Source organism: Proteiniphilum sp., assembly GCF_034331125.1.
GTDB classification, from domain to species: domain Bacteria; phylum Bacteroidota; class Bacteroidia; order Bacteroidales; family Dysgonomonadaceae; genus Proteiniphilum; species Proteiniphilum saccharofermentans.
In genome coordinates this window covers 1-18,886 of sequence record NZ_JAXQGC010000001.1, presented here as the reverse complement: position 1 = coordinate 18,886, position 18,886 = coordinate 1, and the positions used below count along the sequence as shown (strand labels likewise).

At 43.0% G+C, this 18,886-nt stretch carries 16 protein-coding genes and 1 tRNA gene; 9 read left to right on the top strand and 8 right to left on the bottom strand.

Annotated features, from left to right (window positions below; all coding sequences use genetic code 11):
• The first annotated feature begins 19 nt into the window (after window positions 1–19).
• The 4 genes from U2P89_RS00080 (at window position 20) to U2P89_RS00065 (ending at window position 5,455) form a co-directional block, all read left to right on the top strand.
• Complete coding sequence (locus U2P89_RS00080; protein ID WP_076930711.1) at window positions 20–1,450, top strand: tetratricopeptide repeat protein; 1,431 nt, start codon at window positions 20–22, stop codon at window positions 1,448–1,450.
• A gap of 178 nt (window positions 1,451–1,628) precedes the next feature.
• Window positions 1,629–2,192, top strand: a complete 564-nt coding sequence (locus tag U2P89_RS00075) for a helix-turn-helix domain-containing protein (protein ID WP_322190300.1) — start codon at window positions 1,629–1,631, stop codon at window positions 2,190–2,192.
• A gap of 38 nt (window positions 2,193–2,230) precedes the next feature.
• On the top strand, window positions 2,231–3,898 hold the full coding sequence (locus U2P89_RS00070) for an AMP-binding protein (RefSeq protein ID WP_322190298.1): 1,668 nt from the start codon (window positions 2,231–2,233) through the stop codon (window positions 3,896–3,898).
• A 516-nt stretch (window positions 3,899–4,414) separates the two neighbouring features.
• Window positions 4,415–5,455 carry an asparaginase gene (locus U2P89_RS00065; RefSeq protein WP_076932163.1) on the top strand — a complete coding sequence of 347 codons (1,041 nt, stop codon included), beginning with the start codon at window positions 4,415–4,417 and terminating at the stop codon, window positions 5,453–5,455.
• Window positions 5,456–5,672: 217 nt separating this feature from the next.
• On the opposite strand, the gene U2P89_RS15200 is transcribed toward U2P89_RS00065, so the two are convergent.
• Together U2P89_RS15200 and U2P89_RS00060 are read right to left on the bottom strand one after the other, a co-directional pair.
• Window positions 5,673–5,861, bottom strand: coding sequence for a type II toxin-antitoxin system RelE family toxin (locus tag U2P89_RS15200; RefSeq protein ID WP_161947563.1), 189 nt, complete (start codon window positions 5,859–5,861; stop codon window positions 5,673–5,675).
• A gap of 211 nt (window positions 5,862–6,072) precedes the next feature.
• Window positions 6,073–6,146 (bottom strand) — tRNA-Ala (locus tag U2P89_RS00060).
• 259 nt (window positions 6,147–6,405) lie between these two features.
• Here U2P89_RS00060 and U2P89_RS00055 point away from each other — a divergent pair.
• The 4 genes from U2P89_RS00055 (at window position 6,406) to U2P89_RS00040 (ending at window position 10,038) form a co-directional block, all read left to right on the top strand.
• A complete protein-coding gene (locus U2P89_RS00055) occupies window positions 6,406–6,711 on the top strand; it encodes a DUF4286 family protein (protein ID WP_091907368.1) in 306 nt (101 codons plus the stop codon).
• 2 nt (window positions 6,712–6,713) lie between these two features.
• On the top strand, window positions 6,714–7,295 hold the full coding sequence (gene ruvC, locus U2P89_RS00050) for a crossover junction endodeoxyribonuclease RuvC (protein WP_313381194.1): 582 nt from the start codon (window positions 6,714–6,716) through the stop codon (window positions 7,293–7,295).
• A gap of 184 nt (window positions 7,296–7,479) precedes the next feature.
• A complete protein-coding gene (locus U2P89_RS00045) occupies window positions 7,480–8,451 on the top strand; it encodes a hypothetical protein (RefSeq protein WP_091907369.1) in 972 nt (323 codons plus the stop codon).
• Window positions 8,452–8,808: 357 nt separating this feature from the next.
• The gene (locus U2P89_RS00040) at window positions 8,809–10,038 is read left to right on the top strand and encodes a PLP-dependent transferase (protein ID WP_313381183.1); all 1,230 of its coding nucleotides are present in this window, start codon (window positions 8,809–8,811) and stop codon (window positions 10,036–10,038) included.
• A 139-nt stretch (window positions 10,039–10,177) separates the two neighbouring features.
• Here the strand turns inward: U2P89_RS00040 and cysK are convergent, their stop codons facing one another.
• The 6 genes from cysK to U2P89_RS00010 form a co-directional block, all read right to left on the bottom strand.
• Window positions 10,178–11,125: a cysteine synthase A gene (gene cysK, locus U2P89_RS00035; RefSeq protein WP_091907373.1), complete on the bottom strand. Its 948-nt coding sequence runs from the start codon at window positions 11,123–11,125 to the stop codon at window positions 10,178–10,180.
• Window positions 11,126–11,254: 129 nt separating this feature from the next.
• On the bottom strand, window positions 11,255–12,190 hold the full coding sequence (locus U2P89_RS00030) for a TolB family protein (RefSeq protein WP_092025089.1): 936 nt from the start codon (window positions 12,188–12,190) through the stop codon (window positions 11,255–11,257).
• A gap of 13 nt (window positions 12,191–12,203) precedes the next feature.
• A complete protein-coding gene (gene hemH, locus U2P89_RS00025) occupies window positions 12,204–13,169 on the bottom strand; it encodes a ferrochelatase (RefSeq protein WP_091907377.1) in 966 nt (321 codons plus the stop codon).
• Between the two features lie 84 nt (window positions 13,170–13,253).
• Window positions 13,254–14,276, bottom strand: a complete 1,023-nt coding sequence (locus U2P89_RS00020; protein ID WP_091907379.1) for a type I phosphomannose isomerase catalytic subunit — start codon at window positions 14,274–14,276, stop codon at window positions 13,254–13,256.
• A 44-nt stretch (window positions 14,277–14,320) separates the two neighbouring features.
• On the bottom strand, window positions 14,321–16,330 hold the full coding sequence (locus tag U2P89_RS00015) for an alpha amylase C-terminal domain-containing protein (RefSeq protein ID WP_322190297.1): 2,010 nt from the start codon (window positions 16,328–16,330) through the stop codon (window positions 14,321–14,323).
• Window positions 16,331–16,357: 27 nt separating this feature from the next.
• On the bottom strand, window positions 16,358–16,807 hold the full coding sequence (locus U2P89_RS00010; RefSeq protein WP_076930701.1) for a YhcH/YjgK/YiaL family protein: 450 nt from the start codon (window positions 16,805–16,807) through the stop codon (window positions 16,358–16,360).
• Window positions 16,808–16,960: 153 nt separating this feature from the next.
• On the opposite strand from U2P89_RS00010, the gene U2P89_RS00005 reads away from it, so the two are divergent.
• Window positions 16,961–18,403, top strand: coding sequence for a PDZ domain-containing protein (locus tag U2P89_RS00005; protein ID WP_076930700.1), 1,443 nt, complete (start codon window positions 16,961–16,963; stop codon window positions 18,401–18,403).
• Window positions 18,404–18,886: the final 483 nt, after the last annotated feature.

The following is an 18,886-nucleotide window of genomic DNA, read 5'->3' as shown; positions in this document are numbered from 1 at the left end:
TAGCCAAGAGAGACTGTAAATGGAAGATAACGAACTGGACATAAATTCTTTAATTGAGAAGTACGAGCATATGCGTGCCCTCGGCAGGAAGATCTATTTCGATGCCGATGAATTCGCCATGCTTGCAGAATACTACAATGCCGAAGGTGATAACGAGGAAGCGGAAGAACTCATCAATGAGGGGTTGAAGATGCATCCCGGTAGCCCCGAACTAATGTTGTTGAAAGCGAAAGTACTTGTCTATTCGGAGATGTACCAGGATGCGCTCGATTATATGGAGTGGATCTCGGACGATGGCGGGGTCGATCTGGCACTGCTCAAGATAGAGTCGCTATTACACCTCGGAAGGGATGCCAAAGCCGACCAGCTTATCAATAATGAGTTGAAGCAGGAACTTCCCATAGACGATCTCTATTTTTTCATTACTGAACTCGGATATATGTTCAATGATGTGGATATGTTCGACCGTGCCATTTCGTTTCTCGAAGAGAGCATGAAGATCAATGACTCGAACAGCGATGCTGTTGTCGATCTTGCATACGCTTACGAGATGAAGGGGAATCTGGAGAAAGCCATAGAGTACAATAACCGGCTACTCGATATCGATCCGTATTCGTACGACGGCTGGGTAAATATAGGTAAACTCTATTCCATGAACGACCAACATGACAAGGCGGTAGATGCATTTGATTTTGCGCTTACCATCAATGAGGACGATGTCAACGTATGGAAGATGAAAGCCCTTTCACTTTATCTGAATGATAATCTTGAAGCCGCAATTACACTTTTTGAGGAGTGCCTGCAAAAATCGTCCGATGATGAATCGGTGTATGATTCCTTATTGGAGGCCTATAGCGCAATGGAGCAATACGATAAGATGATGGATCTTATCGATAAGAGGGAAGCCGTACTGGGTAGTGAAGGTATTATGGCTAAACGCGCTTTTGTCTATATCAATAAAGAGGACTATGAGCGGGCGAAGGAACTCTTCACTCAGATACCGGAGGCTGAAAGGGAAACACTCGACTATTTCATGCTGGAGGGTGAACTGGCTTTTCATGACGGAGATTTTGTCGGGGCCGAAACAGCATATATGAAAGCAGCGCTTGCATCGGAAGGTAATGAGGATGTCCTCGACAGGCTGGCGAATATCAGCGTGGCACAGGAAAAGTTTGAGCAGGCTGCCGGTTATCTGGAAGAGTTACTGGAGATTGCACCCGATTTCCCGACGGCAAAATCGAGGCTGGCTTTTATCCGTTTCGAGATTGGCTCCAAAGAACCGTTCGACGAGATCATGGAACAATTCTCAGATCAGGAGTTGAGGGATCTGCTCAATTTGATTACCGGCAGTGAAAACAACGATTTTTCTGATTATAACCGTGAAAAAATACTTACACGCCTCAATGAGGCGCGTGAAAACAGGGTACTGTTCAAGAATATAAAATACTGACCGTTTGCCCTTTATTTTAATACCGTATTGAACAATACCGGATGCGGGGATAAATTGATATGAAAACAGGCCTCAGAAAATAGAATTGATATAAAACATACCTGAAAAATAACATTTTCGAATAATATTTGCTCTGTTGTTTAAATTATTTTATTTTTGCAGCTTCAATCGGAAAAAGATGGTAGCTGTTACGGAAAAAATAAAAATTTTATGCGCCGGTAAAAATATATCGGCTGAAGATCTGGCTGCAGGAGCTGGGTTAAGGGTAGATCAGGTGAATAGGATACTTGAAGATGAAAGAATACCTTCCCTTGCATCATTAATTAAAATAGCACGTGCATTGGGAGTGCGTCCGGGCACTTTTCTTGACGATAGCGAAGAGATAGGGCCGGTCGTTACCCGGCACGCCGATTCGTCTCCTACCGTTACATTTACCAGCCATTTGACCGATAATAACTCTCACATGGATTTTTCTTCACTGGCAGCAAGGAAGGCCGGACGGAACATGGAGCCGTTTCTCATCGATATCAAACCTGTCACAGAAACCGAGAATTATTCATCACACGAAGGGGAGGAGTTTCTTTTTGTGCTGGAAGGAGCCATTGTTGTGCATTATGGAAAAGAGAGATATGAATTGCAGAAAGGTGATAGTATCTACTACGATTCTATTGTGAATCATCTGGTGACGGCCGGAGGAAATTCTACGGCAAAAATCCTGGGTATTGTGTACTCTCCTGCATAACTAATTTCACAGTGATGCAGAAAAATCCGTTATCAGCAATGACCGATCAACCAGATATTCAACTCTCCGACAGAACGCTGGGAGACTGGCTGGAATACTGGGCAGAAGAGACGCCGGATAAAGAATATATTGTCTACTCCGACCGTAATCTGCGTTTTACCTGGGATACTTTCAACAATAGGGTGGATAATATGGCAAAAGGGCTTATTTCCATCGGAGTGACCCGGGGCAGTAACGTGGGTATCTGGGCGCAGAACGTACCGGATTGGCTGACTTTCCTTTACGCGACCGCGAAGATCGGCGCTGTAGCGGTGACGGTGAACACCAACTATCGTACCGAAGAGGTATCGTATCTGATGAAAGATTCGGACATGCACACTTTGTGCATGACCGATGGGGTGCCGGGAAGTAATTATACCGATATTATTTACGGACTGGTGCCGGAACTGAAGAGCATCCAGCGCGGTAAATTGAAATCCGACCGTTTTCCCGAATTAAGAAACGTTGTTTACATAGGACAGGAGAAATACCGGGGAATGTATAATACGGCTGAATTGCTGCTGCTTGGGAAAAATGTTCCTGATCAGGAGTTCAAACGATTGCGTTCGCTCTCCCGGTGCCACGATGTGGTGAATATGCAGTACACTTCGGGAACTACAGGATTTCCCAAAGGTGTGATGCTTACACACCATAATATTGCCAATAACGGTTATTTGACGGGGGTACATATGAAATTCACATCTGACGACAAGTGCTGCGTCTGTGTGCCTTTGTTTCACTGCTTCGGGGTAGTGCTTGCCACTATGTGCTGCCTGACTTACGGCAGTACGCAGGTGATGGTGGAGCGTTTCGATCCGCTGGTCACGCTTGCTTCTATCCACAAGGAACGATGTACTGTATTGCACGGAGTTCCTACCATGTTTATTGCACAACTCAACCATCCTATGTTCGATTTGTTTGATGTGAGTTCCCTTCGTACGGGAATCATGGCCGGCTCTCTCTGCCCTGAGGAGTTGATGAGGCAGGTGAATGAGAAGATGTTCATGGATCTTACCAGTGTGTACGGAATGACGGAAACCTCACCCGGAATGACGCAGAGCCGTGTGGATGACCCCTTTGATGTACGATGTACGACTGTGGGTAGCGATTATGAGTTTACCGAAGTGAAAGTGCTCGATCCCGAAACGGGGAAAGAGTGTCCCGTCGGGGTACAGGGTGAGATGTGCTGTCGCAGGTATAATGTGATGAAAGGTTATTACAAGAATCCGGAAGCAACGGCTCAGGTCATTGATGCGAGCGGGTTCATGCATTCGGGCGATCTGGGGATAAAGGACGGGAATGGAAACTATCGTATTACCGGACGTATCAAAGATATGATCATCAGGGGAGGGGAGAACATATCTCCCAAAGAAGTAGAGGATTATCTTTACAGGATGCCGGGGGTGAAGGATGTGCAGGTGGTGGCTGTAGCTTCGGAGAGGTACGGCGAAGATGTGGGTGCCTTCATCATCCGGAAAGAGGCATGCCAACTGGAAAGTGAAGATGTACGCGACTTTTGTAAAGGGCATATTGCCAAATACAAGATACCCCGCTATGTCTTTTTTGTGGATGAGTTCCCGATGACCGGTAGCGGCAAGATACAGAAATTCCGCCTTAGGGAAATGGCCCTCGAGTTGTGTGAGAAAAATGGTATCGCAATCCTATAGATTACAGTTCCGATAGTTTTCGGATATTGTAAAATAAATATTCGATGTTTCAGATGTTGTCTTTATGCCGGGCATACGAGTCTGTTGCTCGAATGCTGGCTTTTGGTCGGACGCTATTTTTGGGTTACTTTCTACCGGTAGGTCGTATTTTGTAGGTTGGTTAGGTGACATTGCTGTTCAATGTGATGCTCGTTCCGGTTTCCAGCTTATCAAAAGGAATAATATCCACCTTGTCATACAAATTCACGTATGGGGGCCAGTGGACTGGCTGCGGGTTTGTGAATTGCACGAGAGTCTGGGTACAGAGTGATTCTGTTATGAAAACAGATTTTCCGAGGTGAGAATAAATATCAGGAAGAAAACTATATTTAATAATCCATTTATATCATGTATATTTGTATGCAGAAAATCGTTCAGCCACCGCAAATATTGTAGTCGTAGACAAAAGCAATGGTATTTTTTGAGAAGTAAAGACTATTGGTGGCCACACTTCCGATTTACATGACAAAAGACAATATGATGACGGGAGCCACCTCTGTTTTAATAATATATACAGGCGGAACTATAGGAATGATAAAAAACCAGGAAACCAATACCCTGGAAAGTTTTAATTTTGACTATCTGTTGAAATACATTCCGGAACTGAAAAAATTCAATTATCACATTTCTACATACCAATTTTCTCCTCCTATCGATTCTTCTGATATGGAGCCGGTACATTGGGCCCGTCTGGTAGAAATTATCAGTACCAATTACGACAATTATGACGGATTTGTAATTCTTCACGGTACGGATACTATGGCTTATACGGCATCTGCCTTAAGTTTTATGCTTGAGAATTTGAGTAAACCGGTCATCCTTACAGGCTCTCAACTTCCAATCGGAATGCTTCGGACTGATGCTAAAGAGAATTTGATTACTGCCATTGAAATAGCGGCAGCTAAAAATCCGGATGGAACTGCTATCGTGCCCGAAGTTTGTATTTTCTTCGAGAACCACTTGATGCGGGGTAACCGAACTACGAAAATAAATGTAGAAAATTTCAATGCCTTCCGTTCATTTAACTATCCTGCTTTGGCCCGTGTAGGTATACATATAAAATATGCCCAAAATCTTATTCAATATCCGGACATAATTCGACCTTTATTCCCCCATTATTTGTTTGATCCCAATGTTGTTATGTTGACTCTTTTTCCCGGCATCCAGGAAAGCATTATCACTTCATTACTCCATGTTCCTGAACTTAAAGCCGTTGTATTGAAAACCTTTGGTGCGGGAAATGCTCCTCAAAAGGAATGGTTTATCCATCAGTTGAGAGATGCCACCGAAAGAGGGATCATCATCGTCAATATAACACAATGTACTTCCGGTATGGTAGAAATGCAGCGCTACAAAACAGGAAGACAGCTGCTTGATATAGGCGTGATTAGCGGATATGACAGTACTCCTGAGTGTGCGGTTACGAAATTGATGTTTCTTTTAGGCCATAGGCTTTCAGAAAAAGAGATCAGGCACAGAATGAATACATGCATAGCAGGGGAAATTACAAAAGTATGATTCACATAAAAAAGGGCACAAAAAAACCGGTGATTTATCACCGGTTCGCTGTTAATTGTTTTTTTTACCTCATCTAACGAGTATCGTTTACCGTCGTCTGTTAGCTTATGTAGTTGTACTGTTAGCTTGTCCTGCATATCTTCTATGTCGTTCGCAGATAACTCGCTCAATATTGCTTCAAAGGCTTGTATAACGCCTTTTTTTAGTTGTGCTGTTTTCATCTGTACACGTCCTTTCTGTGATTAATATCAATTACTAATATAACAAGCTTTTCATCCTGTAGTTCATATAGCACCCTATAGTTCGCGACTTTTAACCGGTAGTAGCCGCTCATGCCCTTCAATGCCTTAACATTACTGCTCCCATACGGGTTTTGTTGTAACGCCTCAAGTTTCTCGATTATCAAATGTTTGATAAACCGGATCTATCTTTTGTAGACTCTTTAAAGCATTTCGGGTAAATTCTATTGCATACATACACAAAGGTATAGAATGTTTTTTACTTTGCTGGAAAACTTTCCTTTTAATGTGGTGATGCAATAAAAATCCTTGGTGTGTATTAGCAAAATTACAAAAAAAATGGGACAAATCTATCTTTTGTAAACTTGTCCCTAGAGGTGGAGATTACCGGACTCGAACCGGTCACCTCAACACTGCCAGTGTTGCGCTCTAGCCAGATGAGCTAAACCCCCGTTATTTATTATAAAAACTGCCTACCGTTTTAGACGGTGCAAAGATAATAATTATTCTGAAATAATATATTCTATCTTGTGATTTCTTTGTTTTAGGATGATTTGTTTTTCTTACAAAATAGCTGTAAATTTGATCTACCTATTCATCAATGTATCTACTTTCGCTTATCCGGCATAGAGGGTAGTAAAACAGCTTCAATTTCGAATAAAGAATTTGTATTTTTGTAAAATAATTCAGAAAATTAAAAGATCACAATATATGATTGTTTTTAATACCACTTTCCATGTGGAGGAAGAGATCCATGAAGAATTTGTAGAATATATGTTGCAGCATTTTATTCCTATGTCTACAAAAAGCGGCTTGCTCACATCACCCCGTTTATCGCGTGTATTCGGAAAAGAGGAAGAAGCGGGTCACTCTTTTGCGATGGAATTCCATGTAACCGATCTGGCTGCATTGGAGCGGTGGAATAGAGAAGAGAGTGGGGTAGTCTACGCTCCGTTGTTAGAGAAATTCAAAGAAAAGATGGTTGGATTTTCCACCGTGATGCAAACCATTAGTTGATGATGCAGAAAGAGCGGATTATAATGGGGATTGATCCCGGTACGCAGGTGATGGGATATGGTATCCTCCGGGTGCTCGACAATAAACCTTACCTGGAGGCGATGGGGGTAATGCAGTTGGGAAAATACGACGATCATTACCTGAAGCTGGCAAAGATTTATGCACGGGTCATAGGACTTATCGAAGAATATCTCCCGGATGAGTTGGCTATCGAAGCACCTTTCTTCGGCAAGAACGTCCAGAGTATGCTCAAGTTGGGGCGTGCTCAGGGAGTGGCTATGGCTGCTGCCATATCAAGGGATATTCCCATTTTTGAGTACGCTCCTCTGAAGATAAAGATGGCTATTACCGGGAATGGCAGAGCCGCCAAAGAACAGGTAGCCTATATGTTACAGAAATTGCTCCATATCTCGGATGAGAATATGCTCCCGCAATTGGATGCGTCGGATGGTCTTGCCGCGGCGTTGTGTCATTTCTATCAATCGAATATTACCACGGGTGAAAAAAAATACAAGAGCTGGAAAGATTATGCGAATCATAATCCGGAGAAGGTGAAATCTGCGGGTAAGCGAGAACAAAGATAAACGGGTTTATCTTTGTCGAGTGGAAGCAGATTGTGTGAAGTAAAATCTATGGTAAGCGAGGACAAACATAAACTTGTTTGTGTTTGCCGACCGGGAGTGGATTACGTGAAGCGAAAAATGGCGGACTTGAGTGAAAAAAATCATTTTGTGAGGAATTAATTACAAATTTTTTTATCTTTGCCTTATGAATCAACTAATATCCCATATTGAATTTTTACTGCATGATCACAATTGTGTGATTATTCCCGATTTCGGAGGTTTTGTGGTAAATGCCATTCCCCCGCAGAGGGATGGGATAGCGGCTTTTGATGCGCCCGTCTGTGAACTGCTGTTTAACCGCGACCTCACCCATAATGATGGGTTGCTGGCCCAGTCTTATATGAAGAATGGCAATATGACGTTCGAATCGGCCATGCAAAAAGTGGAATATGATGTGCAGGTGTTGAAACGGCAATTGCGTGAACAGCGCCATGTGGACATGGGGAAGTTAGGTTCATTTAATATGCATGATGATAAGCGTTTTGTGTATACCCCCGGAGCATTTATCCGCCCTTCACTTTTTGGATTGACCAGGGCTACATTGAAACCACTCATACAAATGCAGCCGGTTGTACCGGTACAGAAAAGTGAAAACAGGCAGAAATGGGGACGTAATGCTGCAATTACTGCTGTCAGCGTGGCTGCCGTGGCCCTGTTGATGTTTATCCTTCCGGTAAGTGATAACACTATTGTCCGGCAATCTGCCCGGATGCTTTCTGAAACCGGGTGGTTACAGTCCAAAGCATCACAACCGGTAAACCGTATTGCCATGACGGATGAACTGATAGTAAATGAAACAGAAAAAGCAGGAGAATATTCAACTACCCCAAACGGAATGAATGTACCTGCTGCAATGGATGCTGTTGAACAGAACGTAACGGACGGTTTACCCAGATATTATATCGTAATGGGGGTATATAAAGGAGTCGAGTCGGCTCAAAAAACCACAGAATTGTTGCTTGATGAGGGTTTTCATCAGACAGGGTGGCTGGAGCGACCCGACCGTATTGATGTATATGCGGCATCATTTACCGATGAATCTGCTGCAAAAGTCTATTTAAAAGAAGTCCATAAGAAATTTCCCGGGCATAATGATGCCTGGATTTTAAAAAGATAATTAGCTATGTCTTTGAAATGTAATATTATCACCGGCTTTGTCCTTTATTGGGCATATCAGCTCTACAGATATAGAAAGACGCTGACATCCCCTTTCGACAGGTTCCGTTTTCCGGATTTTTAATTTTCTAACTTCTGCCGGAATCTTTCTACTCCATTTTAACATTCAATCCGGACTCTTTTCCCAATCTTCTGTTGTACCTTTGGGGGCACATTTTGATGCACTATTTCATTAAGCCAAATGAGCAGAGTCAAGTTTTCATAGACTATGCCATGGTAAGGGATAGTCTATTTTTAATAAACTATTTTGATAAGCAATATGAGCAAAGTGTGAACTTTGCCAAACTCTGGAAAAGAAATGAACGAAAAAGAATATGAAGCTCAACTACTGAGTACGCCTTACCCAAAACAAGATCCTTATGGCGCATTATCGATGCCCGTTTACCATGCCCTTGCATATGAATTTGAGACAGCAGAAGAGATGGAAGCTGCTTTTTGCGGACGGACAGACGAGCATACTTATTCCCGCATAACCAATCCTACAGTACAACATCTCGAGGAGCGGGTGAAGAATGTGACCGGCGCATATGGTGTCACCGCACTCAATTCAGGTATGGCTGCAATCAGTAATACACTGATTACATTAGCTTGGAGCGGCTGTAATCTTATCACTTCGCGCCATCTCTTTGGCAATACCTATTCCTTTTTCGTAAATACATTGAATGCATTGGGCATGAAGGTACGGTTTTGTGACCTGACCAATCCGAAAGAAGTCGCGGAAGCAATGGATGAGCAAACTTGTGGCCTGTTTCTGGAAATAATCACCAACCCGCAAATGGAGGTGGCCGATCTGGCAGTACTGAGTGAGATTGCTCATGACAGAGGAGTCCCACTGATTGCAGATACAACAATCATACCTTTCCCTGTCTTTCGTGCCATTGATTTCGGGGTAGATATCGAGGTGGTGGCAAGTACCAAATACATCTCCGGTGGAGCTACCTCCCTGGGTGGACTGATCATCGATTACGGACGGTTCAATCAATATCGTACGCCATTGTTACAAGCTCTCAAGGGAACCTCACAATCACCGTTCCACACCAGGTTACGTAAGGAGGTGCACAGGAACCTGGGGGCTTATATGACTCCCGAAGTAGCTTATCAGCAGTCACTGGGTCTTGAGACATTACAGTTGCGTTTTGAGAGACAGGCTACCGCGTGCAAGGAATTGGCCGGAAAGTTGCAGGCATTACCGCAAGTAAAGACTGTCAATTATACCGGTTTAAGGGATAATCCTTTCTATGGGATAAGTAAAAAACAATTCGGAAACTATCCCGGTGCAATGCTCACGTTCGATCTCGGATCGAGAGAAGAGTGTTACCGGTTTATGAATAGACTTAAACTGATACGTCGTGCTACCAATTTGTTTGATAACCGTTCTCTGATCATCCATCCGGCCAGTACCATTTTCGGTTCATTTACCGCAGTACAACGCGAGTCAATGGATGTGAAAGAAACTACGATCCGGTTATCGGTAGGATTGGAGAGTGTGGCTAGTCTTTTTGAAGATATCTGCCAGGCGCTGGCATAATCGGGAATAGTCATCTGTCAGAAACTATTTAGCTCTTGTACAGATGCTTTGATATAAAAAATGCCCCCGGAGAGTGAAACAAAACTTTAGGGGGCATTTTAATTATGATAACCTTGCAATCTATTTAATTTATAATTCTTTATAATGGATATTCGTCGAAGGCGTAAAGCAGGGTGGAGAGATAACGTTCCCCTGTGTCGGGCAATACTACTACAATATTCTTTCCTTCATTTTCAGGTTTTTGGGCAAGCTGGAGGGCGGCATAAGCGGCTGCTCCCGATGAGATGCCCACTAATAATCCTTCTGATGCGGCCAGTTTCCGGCTGGTACGAATAGCGTCGTCATTGCTCACCGGAATTACCTGATCCACTACTGCAGCATTGTATGTGCCGGGGACAAAACCGGCGCCGATTCCCTGAATTTTGTGAGGTCCGGGTGCACCGCCGGAGAGGACGGGGGAGTCAGCTGGTTCTACAGCGACCACTTTAATATTGGGATTCAGTTCTTTCAGTCGTTTTCCTGCACCGCTCACCGTTCCGCCGGTGCCGACCCCGCTCACCAGGATATCCACTTTTCCATCTGTGTCCCGCCATATCTCTTCACCGGTAGTGTGATAATGGATTGAAGGATTGGCCGGATTTTCGAACTGTTGCAGGATTATGGCATTGGGCAACTCAGCCTGTAACTGCGATGCTTTTGCAATAGCTCCTTTCATCCCTTCGGTACCGGGTGTCAGCACCAATTCGGCACCCAACGCTTTCAGCAGGTTTCTTCTTTCGAGACTCATGGTCTCAGGCATGGTGAGGATCAGCCGGTATTTTTTGATAGAAGCAACAAATGCCAATCCGATACCTGTATTGCCGCTTGTCGGTTCAATGATTACCGAACCGGCTTTCAATAACCCTTTTTTTTCTGCATCTTCTACCATCGACAAAGCAATGCGGTCTTTCACGCTTCCCAGAGGATTAAAGCTTTCCAACTTGGCGATAAGATTGGCTTTAACTCCTTCAGATTCCTTAAACTGGTTGAGTTTTACTAATGGGGTGTTACCCACTAAGTCTGTTAACTTTTCTGCTATCTTTCCCATAATTATATATATTAAAATTTTTGACAAAAATAGGAAGTATTCTATTGGTGTGAAATAGCATAATTATGGTATTTTTGAGCAATTGCTCTGTTCTTCAGGGATTATATTGTTTTTCAGGGATAGAACCGGTTACTCTGTCTCGCTTTTATATCTTACAAAGGCAATCTGTTTACCGTCGGGTGACCAGCTATGTACATTGATAGTACCCTGTCCGCCATAAAAAACAGGTGTCAGATCACGGCTTTCTCCGGTCTCTACGTCCAGTAATCTCAGTTTTACATCTTTTCCGAAAGGGTGTGCTCCCTTCTGATCTTCTATATATGCAATGTAAGCGACACTCTTGTTATCGGGTCCCGGATGTGGAAACCAGTTGTCGTAATCGTCGAACGTGAGTTGTGTCTGTTCACTTCCATCAGGCCTCATCCGGTAAATATGCATACGTCCGGTCCGATGGCTGTTGAAATAGATCCATTCACCGTCGTAACTATATTCGGGACCGTCATCCAGTCCTTCAGCATCTGTCAGCCTGATCTCTTCACCGGTAATAACGTGTGCCTTATATACATCCCATTCATCGTTACGCATGGCGCAATAGGTCACCCATTGATTGTCGGGGCTCACCCCGTGCCAGTAACTGGGATAATTGCTGGTGATAAGACGGGGTACGCCACCGTTAGCCGGAAGGATGAAGATACGGGAATTGCCTCCCGAAGAGGATACACGTGAATCATTGTGACTGATGATAAGCCATTTTCCATCAAACGATAATCCGTGATCATTATTACAGTTATCGGCAAAACCGGTGTCAATTATCCCCATATGCTCGCCTTTCACTGATACTTTCTCCAGCTTTCCCCTGGCATTAATAATCAGATATTTTCCGTCCCTCGACCAGTTGGACGCTTCAAAGTGCCGCTGTTCATGCAGGATGACTTTCTCTTTGCCGGTCTCTACATTCAGTAAAACAAGCTCGCTACTGATATCAGTGTGCTGAGCTGATATTTCAACATGGATCAGTAATGTAAAGAAAGTAAATATGGTGAGGAGAAACGTCTTCTTCTGCATAATTTTTCAAATATCAGGTTCTCTCTAAAATTTTCCAGATAGCTTCTACCCAAATATCACTACCGTTGAGAGCCGGAACAAAGGTGAACTTTTCACCCCCTGCTTCCATGAATAGTTTACGTGCTTCGATATCGATATCATAAAGTGTTTCCAGATTATCGACCGGAAAACCCGGAGCAATTACGGCTACTTTTTTCCATCCTAATTTGGGAAGATCACTGATATCGGTGTCGAGAAAAGGATTCAACCAGTTTTTACCCCTTTGTGAAGAATAGAAAAGGAATGTATCATGCGGATCAATATCCAACTTTTCACAAAATAGCCTGTTGGTCTCTTTCAGTTGATAGACATAGTCGTATTCCTTTCCTTTTTTCCATCCTGCTTCCACCTGGGTCAGGGGAAGACTGTGATAGGAAAATATAAGTTTGTCAATATCGTCCAGATAGTTTTTCGCATAAGATGTGAGGGCATGGATATAAGCCGGATGATTGTAATAGGGCTCGGCAAACTTCAGTCTGAAAGAGTGGGGATGCCTGTAGAAGATATTTCCTATCATGTCCTTGGATGTCTGGGTGGTCGATTGCGCATAATGAGGATATAATGGAAAAACAATCACTTCATGTAGAAGCGGGCATTTCCTTTCTAATTCCCGGAAAGCAGATGCCACATCCGGTTTCCCGTACCGCATGGCAATCTCCACAGGGACGCCTTTCTGCTCTTCCAGTTTTTCCGCCAGTTTTCGCATATGATAAATCAGAGGGGAGACCGGTGTCTCTTCGTTATGCCAGATTAATTTGTATTTCTCAGAGACCCGCGATCCGCTACTTGGCGCGATTATATTTTTCGCAAGGAATTTTGACCACCATTCCGGTTTTCCCGTCAAAAGCGGATCCGAAAGCATTGCTGCAATAAATTCCTTTACATCGTTTGGATTTGTACTCGCAGGTGTCCCTACATTAATTAACAGTATACCTCTCATTTTCCGTTTCCGGTTTTATCTATTCTACATTCCACTTGAATTCTTCTCAGGCACCTAATCACTTAGGCACCTTCCCACCTTATCTTACCCTACATAGGTCTCCAGCAGTTTGGAAAACTCATCGGGTATAATCATCACCGACTTCGTATTTGCGGGAATAAGCATCGATTCGCCCTGACGAAGAGTTTCGCTGTTCCCCTTATCATCTTTTACGGTACAATGGCCGGCCATGCAGATATAAATCACGAAAGAATCGAGAGCGGTATAATCCCGATTCATTTGGCTATCCATTTCCAGAAGATGAGTAGTGAAATAGGGTGATATAACTAATTTTACAGGATGATTTATATTCTTTTCGTATTCTGTCTTATATGAATCGTATACTTTGAAATCGATCGCATCTTTTGCCAATTCGGTATGGAGTTCACGGCTGTTTCCAGCAGCATCTTTACGGTTATAGTCATAAATACGGTAGGTGATGTCGGAAGTCTGCTGTATTTCTGCAATAAAGCATCCGGTACCAATGGCGTGCACACGTCCTGCAGGAAGATAGAACACATCACCGGCTTTCACATCATACTTCATGAGTTTATCGGTGAAGGTGTTATTCTTTACAGTCTCGGGATACTCTTCGGGGGTAATGCTCTCTTTAAATCCGGAGTAGAGATATGCTCCCGGCGCCGCTTTGACAACATACCACATCTCGGTTTTTCCAAAGGAGTTATGACGTTTCTTTCCCAATTCATCATCAGGATGAACCTGGATGGAGAGGTCGTCACGGGCATCTATGAATTTAATGAGCAGGGGAAAGGTATTTCCGAATTTTTGATATACTTCTTTTCCGACCAGTTCCTCTCCTCGGCTGTGTAATAGTTCATCCAGCGATGTGCCGGCTAAATAGCCGTTGGAAATACGGGAAATATTACCGCGCACGCCTGAAATTTCCCAACTCTCGCCGATACCTTCCTGAATAGGTTCTATGTTTTTGAAGCGACAGATATCTGAGCCGCCCCAAATAACCGGTTTTAGGATCGGTTCGAATTTAAATGGATAGAGTGTACCCTCTTCAATAGTAGTATTCCCTGTTATGTTGTTATTATTAGACATATTGATTGTTAAATTGTTGAATTATTGATTGTTAAATCGTTATATTAGGAAATCCGTCTCATCACTATGGCAGTCCGGGCAGGCAGGTATAGACGAAGCCACCCTTTATTATCTTTCGCATAGAGTGGATCGTACATTGTAAAATGATGAATAGTATCGTCGTTCAGCCCGAAACCTCCGAACCGTTGGTTATCAGTATCGAGTACAATCTCATATTCACCTGCCGGAACCAGGATGCCATAATCGCTGTATGATTTCTGTGGATTGAAATTATAGACAAATAGCAGCTCTTTCCGCATATATGCCAGTATATTGTCATCGTCTTTATCCCATATCTTTACCAGCGGCAGTGCCTGGAAATCGGGGATGGACTTGATGAGCCTTATCATCTCTTTATCGAAATCACCCAGATAATGATACTTCAGATTATGATCATCAGCCAGATTCCATTGCCGGCGGGCGTACTTGTAGGACCATTGATTCCCTTCCCGTGGAAAGTCGATCCATTCGGGATGTCCGAACTCATTTCCCATAAAGTTGAGGTAACCGCCATTGATAGTGGTTGCCGTTACCAGACGGATCATCTTATGTAATGCAATACCACGATCTACAGTATAAGAACTGCTCATCAGCTTCGACATAAACCAATACATATCGGCATCGATCAGCCTGAATATAATGGTCTTGTCTCCTACCAACGCTTGATCATGACTCTCGACGTATGAGATGGTCTTCTCATCGGCACGGCGGTTGGTCGTTTCCCACCAGATCGCACTGGGATGCCACTCCTCGTCTTTTTTCTCCTTGATCATCTTGATCCAGAAATCTGGAATATTCATCGCCATACGGTAGTCGAACCCATATCCGCCCGACTCTATGTCCAACGCCAGGCCGGGCATACCGCTTACTTCCTCTGCAATAGTGATGGCATGGGGATTTACTTCGTGTATAAGCTGGTTGGCTAGTGTGAGATAACAGATTGCATCGGGATCCTGATGACCGTTATAGTAGTCACCATATGAACTGAAGCTTTCCTCCAGCCCGTGGCTGTAATAGAGCATTGACGTGACGCCATCGAACCGAAAACCGTCGAACCGGAACTCTTCCAGCCAATATTTACAGTTAGAGAGGAGAAAGTGTAACACTTCATCTTTTCCATAATCAAAACAAAGAGAATCCCATGCCTGATGAATCCGCCTGTTAGGATCATTAGGGAAATAGAGGTCATAACTTCCATCCATTCGTCCGATACCTTCTATTTCGTTTTTTACCGCGTGTGAATGGACGATATCCATGATGACGGCAATACCCATTTCGTGGGCAGTATCGATTAGTTGGCGTAGTTCATCGGGCGTACCGTTCCGGGAAGAAGGTGCGAAAAAACTGGATACGTGGTACCCGAATGATCCATAATAAGGATGTTCCTGGATAGCCATGATCTGGATGGCGTTGTATCCGTTCTCTTTTATCCTTGGTAATATATTTTCCCTGAACTCGTTATAGCTTCCCACTTTCTTTTCTGCCGTAGACATACCTATATGAGTTTCATAGATCAGAAGGGGAGAGCAGTCCGGTTTAAAACCGGTATATTTAAAGTTATACCGGTTTTCGGGTTCCCATACCTGTGCACTGAAAATCAGTGTCTGCTGATCCTGCACTACACGCCTGCTCCATGCCGGGATTCGTTCTCCGGAACCGCCTTCCCAACTTACATGCAGCTTATACAGATCTTCGTGGTGGATACGCCCGGACGGTATCTTTACCTCCCAGATGCCATTATCTATTCGTTTCAAACGGAATGATTCCTGTTTTTGCCAATCGTTGAAGGTTCCCACAAGGAAAATTTCGGTAGCATTTGGCGCCCATTCGCGAAATATCCATCCATCTTCGGTTTTGTGTAGCCCGAAATAGAGATAACCGCTCGCAAAATCAGACAAGGTGATGCGCCCTGCCTGTGTAAGGTCGGATAGGCGTTTCAAATAAAAATTATGGCGTCCTTCAATTGCATTCGCATAGGGATTGAGCCATGGATCATTTTTTATGATGTTAAGCATTGTTCGTATCAGATTAAAAGGGAACAGCTAAACCACCGCTACCTTTATGATAATTTTCTTGGTTTCCCCTTCGCCAATCAGAGGAGCATGCCCATCTTCCGGCGAAAAGATAATAAATTCACCAGGTATAATGGTGACAAATGTCGAAGGTTCATCGTCGAAAAATCCAATGTCATTGACGGGATCGTATCCTTCTTTCGGTTGTGACAGGGATGATAGGGATTTCCATCCGAATATTTCAGGTTTTGTAACCGGTATCTGTATATCGATAAACTTTTTATGTGTTTCAAGTTTGGCTTCCCCAGCCGGTTTCAACTTTGCCTCAGCGATAGTAACCTTCAACAGGTCTCCATCGATTTCGGTGGTTCCTGTCTCCACATTATTAATGTCCAAATTCCCAATAAATTCGAAAGCTTTCTTAAAAAGCGGATGCAAATTGTAATAGTTGGCTGCATTCGCGAGGTTGTCAACAATCATCGTTTCTTTTATTTAGTTATGATTCCAATAGGGCAAAGATAAGAAATTGTAAATATTTTCCTCCATTTTTGACAGTAAAAAAGCGTATACAAAATAAAATTGAGAAAAATGCCATATCTTTGTGACTTAAGTTTAACAAACAGTAATTTCATAATGAAACGAATTATTCCGGTTATCTTCTTGATCATTTCTGTTTTTACGGGACGATTATTTGCGCAAAATTCAGATATTACTTGTAGCCTCGGCTTTACATTTGAAATAAGCGATGACAAAAGTTGGGGATACAAAGAACCGGTCATTGTTGATATAACTCCCGGTTCCCCGGCCGAGAAAGCAGGACTAAAGCTGAATGATATCATTCTTTCAGTAAATCAGAACGGGACTTATCTTAAATCGTATCAGACTATCATGTCGTGGTTCAATCAGGATCCGCATACGATGCATCTTGGTATCCGTAATTTCAGACATGCTTTTAAAGAAATTACAATTGAAAAAGATTGCCGCCATGCCAATGCGATCAGTGAAGCGCAATTGGCTCCGGTATTTTCCTTTTACAGCCTTGAGGATGTGCAGGACAGGCGTTTTCTGATACCGGTAAAGACGACTGTCAACGAAAATGCACTCTTTCATAACTACCGTACATTTGCCTTTTCTCCCTCCGATGAGAATACAAGGCATCTCGATGAGCGGATCAATGCTATTTTTATTCGTGCTTTGGGCGATGTGGGATTACGATATGATCCGAGTGATCCCGATTTTATTATTCAGACATATTATAGTTATGAGAGTAATCCGATGTATAAGCCCGATTCACCTACTTATGGGAGTTATCAGCCTGTGTGGCGATTCGATACAAGGAGTAACAGGATGGTAAAATTACCTCTGTATAACCCCTCTGAAGCAGTTCGGGTAGATGATATTGCCTACAATCTTGAATTTGGATACCGCTTCTATGACAGAAAATTTCTGGAGGCAGGAGATCTGATGTTGATCTGGGAGAGTGAAGTCCGGGAACGTTTGAGTAGTCATTATGATCTGATTGATTATCTGGAGATGAATCTTCCGTTGTTATTGCAGAAGTTTCCGAATCCAGGCAATAAATCGTTTGGTACTTACCATGTGAGTTATCTGAAGTACAACTATACCGGTATTGGATATAATATGAATGACCTGAAAACGGTCGTATCGGTAGATCCGGGCTCTCCGGCTGCAAAAGCGGGTGTTTTACCGGGCGATGTAGTGGTTAATATTCAGGGACAGAATTTTGATCATACCTCTTCTCAAATGCTTACAGAGGGGTATCGCCGTTTTATAGCAGAGACGATGTCTCTAAGAGACAAGAATAGTCGTTATACTGATTCCAATGGTTTTAAAGATTGTATGTTTTGGGATGTTGCCCAATATAATGCCGTATCTGCAGCTATTGCCAATAACCGTCGTTATAAGTCGGCATTTTCATACCTGTTCAACTTTAATCAGTATATAGATTGGAGTACACCTGTATCCATTAATATAATAGTATTGAGGGACGGTAATGAGATGAACTTTGCAGTAACTCCTCAGATTACTATCAGCTCGCATATCCTGGCGTATTAATAGGTGGAAAGGTGCCTAGGTGTTTGGGGATATGAGTGGTTAGGTGGCCGGGTGGTTAAGTGCAGTGTTGGATTTGTTGAATTGTTGAACTGTTCAAAACTTCTAATCTGATCTTTTGAATCTGAAATGCCATCAGTATAGCAGAACCCTTATAATGGATTGTTCCTTAGTTGATTGTTTTTTTGCTCCCAAATCTAAAGTGATGCAGGGTGAAAAAATATTCAAAATAAGTGAGGAAATATTTGGAAGTTATTCTTAGGAATTACTATCTTTGTAGCCCTTTCGCTCAAAAAGCGGGGTCATTATAGAGATAATGAAACAAGCAGATTGAAATAAAGTAAGTGTAACGATTGGAAATCAGTTCCTTTGTTTCGGATGCGAAAAAAATATTGAAAAAACTTTCTCAAAAGTTTTGGAGATTAAAAATAAGTCTCTATCTTTGCACCCGCTTTCAGGAAATAAGTCCTGAGTCGAAAGCAAGGA